This is a genomic window from Erythrobacter fulvus, assembly GCF_028595285.1.
GTDB lineage: Bacteria > Pseudomonadota > Alphaproteobacteria > Sphingomonadales > Sphingomonadaceae > Erythrobacter > Erythrobacter fulvus.
In genome coordinates, this window is record NZ_JAQQXQ010000011.1 from 100,299 (window position 1) to 106,584 (window position 6,286).

The 6,286-nt window shown below is 60.6% G+C and carries 7 protein-coding genes; 4 read left to right on the forward strand and 3 right to left on the reverse strand.

The window, feature by feature from the left end; translation table 11 throughout:
- Window positions 1-57: 57 nt before the first annotated feature.
- Together OIK40_RS13350 and OIK40_RS13355 are read left to right on the forward strand one after the other, a co-directional pair.
- Window positions 58-861 carry a tetratricopeptide repeat protein gene (locus OIK40_RS13350; RefSeq protein WP_273678839.1) on the forward strand — a complete coding sequence of 268 codons (804 nt, stop codon included), beginning with the start codon at window positions 58-60 and terminating at the stop codon, window positions 859-861.
- Between the two features lie 207 nt (window positions 862-1,068).
- Window positions 1,069-2,283 carry an alpha/beta hydrolase family protein gene (locus tag OIK40_RS13355; RefSeq protein ID WP_273678840.1) on the forward strand — a complete coding sequence of 405 codons (1,215 nt, stop codon included), beginning with the start codon at window positions 1,069-1,071 and terminating at the stop codon, window positions 2,281-2,283.
- Between the two features lie 322 nt (window positions 2,284-2,605).
- On the opposite strand, the gene OIK40_RS13360 is transcribed toward OIK40_RS13355, so the two are convergent.
- Both OIK40_RS13360 and OIK40_RS13365 read right to left on the reverse strand, forming a co-directional pair.
- Entirely contained in the window at window positions 2,606-3,430 is an 825-nt protein-coding gene (locus OIK40_RS13360; protein ID WP_273678841.1) for an ImmA/IrrE family metallo-endopeptidase, read from the reverse strand.
- On the reverse strand, window positions 3,427-3,756 hold the full coding sequence (locus OIK40_RS13365; RefSeq protein ID WP_273678842.1) for a helix-turn-helix domain-containing protein: 330 nt from the start codon (window positions 3,754-3,756) through the stop codon (window positions 3,427-3,429). The genes OIK40_RS13360 and OIK40_RS13365 overlap by 4 nt, the downstream gene beginning before the upstream one ends.
- A gap of 120 nt (window positions 3,757-3,876) precedes the next feature.
- Here OIK40_RS13365 and OIK40_RS13370 point away from each other — a divergent pair, with 120 nt between their 5' ends.
- Window positions 3,877-5,202 carry a site-specific DNA-methyltransferase gene (locus OIK40_RS13370; RefSeq protein WP_273678843.1) on the forward strand — a complete coding sequence of 442 codons (1,326 nt, stop codon included), beginning with the start codon at window positions 3,877-3,879 and terminating at the stop codon, window positions 5,200-5,202.
- A complete protein-coding gene (locus OIK40_RS13375) occupies window positions 5,199-6,059 on the forward strand; it encodes a DUF5681 domain-containing protein (RefSeq protein WP_273678844.1) in 861 nt (286 codons plus the stop codon). Before OIK40_RS13370 ends, OIK40_RS13375 begins: the two co-directional genes overlap by 4 nt.
- Before the next feature lie 24 nt (window positions 6,060-6,083).
- On the opposite strand, the gene OIK40_RS13380 is transcribed toward OIK40_RS13375, so the two are convergent.
- The coding region (locus OIK40_RS13380) for a hypothetical protein (protein WP_273678845.1) at window positions 6,084-6,286 on the reverse strand (203 nt) is incomplete at its 5' end.

A 6,286-nucleotide genomic window follows, 5' to 3' on the forward strand; every position in this document is an offset into this window, starting at 1 on the left:
GTCCGGCCAATCAGTGCGCCGACCCGGGCCTGAGGCCAAACCGAAGGAGGCAAGCCCATGGCTTATCCGATCATCGCCGCATTATTGTCTCTGGTTGCCCAGCCGCAAGAGCCCGTCACCGACCAGCCGGACCCTGTTGCGGAGGCGGAGGAAAAGCCGATCATCGTTACCGCCAGCAACCGCAAGGCCGAAAGCGAGCGGCAGACGATTGTGCTGGGTTCGAAGATTCCGCGCAAACCGGCGCTCAAACCCTATAATATTGCCACCAGCACCGGCATCGGCGGGCTGACCCCCGGTTCCGGAATGGAACCTCTGAGCGGCCAGAATCACGTGGGAAAACGCAAATCCGTCACCTGTGCCAGCGATGATCCGGCGGTGGGCGAGGAAGCGTCGTGCCTGCTGATCGACGCCCAGTCCGCCCTTCAGGAAAACGACAAGGCGCATGCCGTCGCCATTTATCGCTTCCTCAACGCCTCCGAAGATTTTTCAGGAAGCGAGCGCCTTGCCGCGGCCCAGAAACTGTTTGTTATCGGGCAAGCCGAAGCCGATCCCCTGCTTCGCGAAGAGGCACTGCTGCGCATGCTCAAGACCGGCGCAATGCCCGATCAGGAAGCGCAAGGCGCGCGGCGCAGCCTCGTCACCCTGGCGTTGCAGCGCGACAATGTCGAACTGGCCGTTGCGCGGTTGCGCGATGTGGTCGCCGCCGATCCGCAAGACGCGCAAAGCCTCGCCAACCTCGCGATCCTGCTGCGGCAGGAAGGCCAGCCCGATGCATCCGAATATATGTTGCGGGCAATCGCGGCCAAAAAGGCCGAAGGGCAGGCGATCCCGTCGGGTTGGGCCGAATTCATCGCGCGCTGAGCCTGCCGCCACCCCTGCTGTCGCGCCGCGGACGGCGCTGGCCGGGTGTGCAGGCGCCGGGATGTGGCGGAATATTTCCTTTGTTTTTCATCCGCGAAGGTGTATTGGTGACTTATGACACCAAAGTACCTTACTTCCGTTTTCTGTGCAATTCTCGCAACGGCTTGCGCATCCCCGGGTGATGTGAAGCCCGCTTCTCACGCAGCAATGCCTTCGGCTGCTTTCGAACCCGGCGCTTGCGAGGTCGGCATTTACGGACCCGGGCCGGATGCCTTCGTTGCGATCACCCGGTTTCGCGAGGGCTTCTACTACACATTTCACGACGGACGCGGCGGACGGACGGATCAGCCCGAGGCCGCGATCGAATGCGGCGGGGATGAGGTCCGCACCAATACCGGTGAGATCTGGAACAAGGTTGCCGTGCGGGAAACGGATTCACGGTTCCGATCGGGTGACGCGATGCTGGCCGGTCGTCTGATCGAGGCGCCGGGAGCGGACGGCGCAACAGCGCTGGTCGTCTACGCGCACGGATCGGAAGATACGGCATGGATCGAACGGGCGCGCGATCCCTATCAGATGGTCGGCCGGGGGATATCCGTATTTGTTTACGACAAGCGCGGGACCGGCCAATCCGAAGGCCGTTACAGCCAGAACTTTCCGCAGCTGGGCGACGATCTGGTTGCAGCCTCGCAAGAGGCGAAGCGGCTGGCCGGAGGTCGTTTCGGCCGCTTCGGCCTTGTCGGCCTGAGCCAAGGGGGATGGATCGCCCCGCTCGCAGCCAATCGTGCGCAGGCCGATTTCATCGCTATCGGCTATGGTCTGGTTGCAGACATCAGGGAGGAAGACGCCGCACAGGTCCAGAATGAACTGATCGATGCCGACTATGGCCCAGACGTGCTTGCCGCCGCGCGGCGGATTACCGATGTGACCGCGCGCATCGCAGCCTCCGACTATACCGACGGCCTTGAAGAACTGACCGCTCTCCAGCAGCAATTTTCCGGCGAACCGTGGTTCGGGCTGATCAAGGGCAGTTACACGGGCGTGTTCCTTGGCATGTCGGCAGACGAATTGCGTGAAAATGGCGTGCCGCAGTTCAACGATCTGGACATCGACTGGACGCTCGACCCGATGCAAGTGATGCGCGGCGTCGAAGCCCCGCAATTATGGGTTCTGGCGGGCGAGGATCGTGAGGCCCCGCTCGAGCTTTCGCTCGACCGGCTTTCGGCGCTTCGCAAGGAGGGGCGCGATATCACGATCTACATCTTCCCCGATACCGACCACGGCATGCGCGAATTTGCCCAACAGCCCGACGGATCGCGTCAATATGGACGGGTGACGAACGGTTTCTACGACTTGATGGCGGACTGGGCGAAAGGGAGCCTGGCCCCGACATATGGCCGCGCTGCGAGGGTCCGGGAATAACCCCTCGCATCGCCGGGCCCTGCCAGCGCGGCAAACCGCCAATTGGCGAAATCTCGATTTCAGGAGAGAGTTTGGTGCGCGACGCAGTCTGTAGCGAACGGTGCTCTTGCCTGATTTCCCTGTTTTGAAGGGAATCTACAGGGAATTTGATATTTTTTATCACTGGCACCGTGAAATTGGGGCTGCAAAATCCCGGAATTCAGCCGTTTTCTGACTCAAATTCCCTACTCGCGGAGCAGGGAATTCATCCGGCTGGAGCAGGGAATCAGTATCGAAGGATCAGGGAACTATCTTGCGCGATGCAGGGAACCGAATTGAGGCCCTATTCTTCCTCGTCGAGTTCCGCCTGGAGCAGGGTCAGCGCATAGCCATCGCGCTGTCCCAGAGCCTGTTCGGTGAGAGCGAGGGTACGGGCCGCAGCGCTTTCCGAGAGCCAGGTGTCGGGATCGGTTTCTTCGGCTTCGCTACAGGTTCCAACCGGCAGTATCTCCGGTGCGATGCTATCGTCCGGAAGCCTCTGGCCGATGCTGATTGTCAGGAACGGAAAGTCCTCGTGGCGATAAAAGCGCTCCACGCGGCCATGGCGCGAGACAATCACCCCGACTGGCTCGCTGTAGGCTTCAACGAAAGCACGGGCCATGGCTTCCTTGCTGACTTCGAAGGCTCGCGCCATCGTAACGAGCGTTTCAAGTGACACACCCGATCGGCTGATGAACTCCCGGATGCGCTTGTGCGGCATGAGGAGGTGGGCTGCAAAGGCGTTGGCTTCGCCTTCGATCCGTCGACTGCGATCCTTGGCGCGCGTATCAACTGCATGCAGATCGCCAAGCGCACATTGCATAGGATGCCCAGCACCCGGTTGGTGCGCCTCGATCAGGAAGTGGCCCAGTTCATGCGCAATCGAGAACCGGCGCCGAAGTCGCGGGCTGTGCCGATTGACCAGGATGTGTCCAGCCGACCGGGCCTCGTCGGTGACCAGAGCAGCTTCGAAGGCAGTGGTTTCGATCTCCTTGATCGAGAGGATATCGAGTGCGCGGCACAGGTCTTCGATCGGGACAGCGAGTGGCAATGCCTCGATCTCGTGAATACGCTCGGCCAGCCTTCTGGACGAGGTCGCTCCATCGAGATCAAGGCGCGAGATCTTCACGGCTTGCTTTTGCGCCGCTGCTTCAGCTGCTCCATCAGCCCCTTGATGATTTCGCGGTCATCTTCGCCAAGACCTTTGAGGTCGCGGAACATCGCAATGACCTCGGGGTCCTCATCCGCAGCGTCGGGGTTCTCGCCAACGAGATCGGCCACGCGAACGCGGAACAGGTCCGCGAGCTTGACCACCAGTTCCATGGATGGATTGTCGGCAAGCCCCTTCTCAAGGTTCCAAACATGCGCCTTCGAAATGCCCACCTTATCGGCGACCTGTTGCAGCGAGAGCCGGTTGGCAACACGCAGATCGTGTAGGCGTTGGTTGAATGGCACATGCCTCTCCGTTCATTCAGATGAACGTCCTGATACGCCTGTGATTGACAAATGCAAGCGTTCAATATAGTTATACGACTTCGGCCACGATGATTCGGGCGCAGCAAGAGGGCATTGGCGATGTCGACGAAGCAGGTTGTTGAGCGAAAGATCGCGGAGCTGCGTCCCTATGCGCGCAACGCTCGCACACACTCCAGAAAGCAAATCGCCCAGATCGCGCGGTCGATCGAGCGCTTCGGGTTCACCAATCCGGTGCTCGTTTCGGACGAGGGCGAGATCATTGCAGGGCACGGCCGGGTCGAGGCGGCGATGACGCTTGGCATCAAGTCGGTCCCGACGCTGGCCCTGTCGCATCTCTCCGAGACTGAGCGGCGCGCCTATGTGCTTGCCGACAACAAGCTCGCGCTCAACGCAGGGTGGGACAAGGAGGTGCTGGCGATTGAACTGCAGGCGCTGGTCGATCTCGAGTTTGACACCGAACTGACGGGGTTCAGTCTTGCCGAGGTCGATTTCGTTCTGGACGAGGCAGGAGAATCCGATCCGCAAGGTTCAGATAAGGCTGAAGATGCAGTGCCAACCGTCTCGGACACACCCGTGTCAAGGCATGGCGATCTCTGGATTCTCGGCAATCACCGGCTGCTGTGCGGCGACACGCAGCGGGCGCTCGATATTGAGCGGCTGATGGGCGGAGAGCGCGCCGACATGGTGTTCACTGACCCGCCCTACAATGTCGCGATCGACGGCAATGTTTGCGGGCTTGGTTCGGTCAAGCACCGCGAGTTCGCCTTTGCCAGCGGCGAGATGAACCGGACGCAATTCGTTGCGTTCCTCACATCGACCCTCAGGAACATGGCCGCGGTCATGCGCGACGGCGCTATTGCCTATGTCTGCATGGACTGGCGCCACATGGGAGAACTGGTCGAGGCGGGCCAGGCCAGCTTTACCGAGCTAAAGAACCTTGTGGTCTGGAACAAGACCAACGGCGGGATGGGCGCGTTCTATCGTTCCAAGCACGAGCTCATCTTCGTGTTCAAACAGGGCACTGCTGCGCATACCAACAGCTTTGGGCTTGGCGAGACCGGGCGTTATCGTACCAATGTCTGGGATTATGCGGGTATTTCCTCGATCAGCGCCGGCCGCTCTGATGAGTTGGCTATGCACCCTACGGTCAAACCCGTTGCTCTAATCGCCGATGCTCTGCGCGATTGCTCGCGCCGCGGCGAGATCGTGCTCGACGGGTTCGGTGGCTCGGGCAGCACGCTGATCGCGGCGCAGAAGACCGGGCGCAAGGCGCGCCTCATCGAATACGATCCACTCTATTGCGACACGATCATCCGGCGCTGGCAGGAGTACACCGGCAAGACCGCCCGGCTCGACGCAACGGGTGCTCCGTTCGAAGAGGTTGCCGACCAGCGCCTCGGTCTTGACCTGGAGGCTGCCGAATGAGCCAGCCCGATCGCGAGGAAGAGCATCGCGAACCAGAGCAAGAAAACAACATCGTTCCGTACAAAGTCGGATATGGCAAGCCGCCGGTCGAGCACCGGTTCCAGAAGGGACAGTCCGGCAATCCCAAGGGGCGGGTCAAGGGATCTACCAACAAGCCCAAGGTGAACACTGGGCACGGCATGCGCGCGGCCGAGGAATACCTGCGCTACGAGGCCTATCGCCCAGTGACCCTTCGCGAGGACGGCCAGCTTATCGAACTTCCCGCTATTCAGGCGGTGTTTCGTGCAATGGGTGTGGCTGCCATGAAGGGAAACCGGTTCGCGCAGAAAACGCTGGCAGAGCTTGTCACCGGGCTTGAGCAACGCGATGCCGATGCCCGATTCGAGCTCATGGGCAACGCGCTCGACTACAAGAAGAGCTGGTCTGACGAGATCGAGCGATGCGAGAAGCTCGGGCTTCCCGTTCCCGAGCCCATTCCGCATCCAGACGACATTATCATCGATCCGCGCAATGGTGGGGTCCGTATCCTTGGCCCGCAGACCAAGGAGGAGAAGACGCACTATGATAAGGCCACCGCTCGACGCATCGAGGCGCAGGAAGAAGTGAGCTACTTCGCCGACAAGTATCGCAAGGCGCGCAGCGAGAAGAACAGGCAGCTCTATCTTGAGAACTGGCACTGGGAGCAGCGAATGTTCGACATCATCAACGACGCCATGCCCGAGCGGTACAAAATGAAGCTCAAGGATCGCTCATACCGCGAAGGCGTCTCGCGAGCGGGCGAGACGACGACAGAGTTCTTCGAAGATCGAAAGCGACCGCCCGAGGAGCGCAAGTGGAGGGATTACGTGGGAGACTAAGCGGGTGCCACTGGTAGGTTGAGATCAGCCATTCGTCGAAGGATCGTCGTGTCTCATCGTCAACAGCTTATCGCGCGCCGATGAAAGATCGATCGCCACGAACGTGAAGCCCGAAAGGTCACTCAGCTCGAGTGCCTTTTCCACCAAGTCCAGAATGCGCGGAGCGGGCTCAGAACTGTCGCAAGCCCCGGGTGGAGTTGCCCCCTTGTCGGTCATGATGATCCTCT

Bases quoted from the DNA above. Each gene is read 5' to 3' on its own strand.
- OIK40_RS13355 (WP_273678840.1), top strand. From the start codon at position 1,069: ATGCCTTCGGCTGCTTTCGAACCCGGCGCTTGCGAGGTCGGCATTTAC.
- OIK40_RS13350 (WP_273678839.1), top strand. From the start codon at position 58: ATGGCTTATCCGATCATCGCCGCATTATTGTCTCTGGTTGCCCAGCCG.
- OIK40_RS13370 (WP_273678843.1), top strand. From the start codon at position 3,877: ATGTCGACGAAGCAGGTTGTTGAGCGAAAGATCGCGGAGCTGCGTCCC.
- OIK40_RS13375 (WP_273678844.1), top strand. From the start codon at position 5,199: ATGAGCCAGCCCGATCGCGAGGAAGAGCATCGCGAACCAGAGCAAGAA.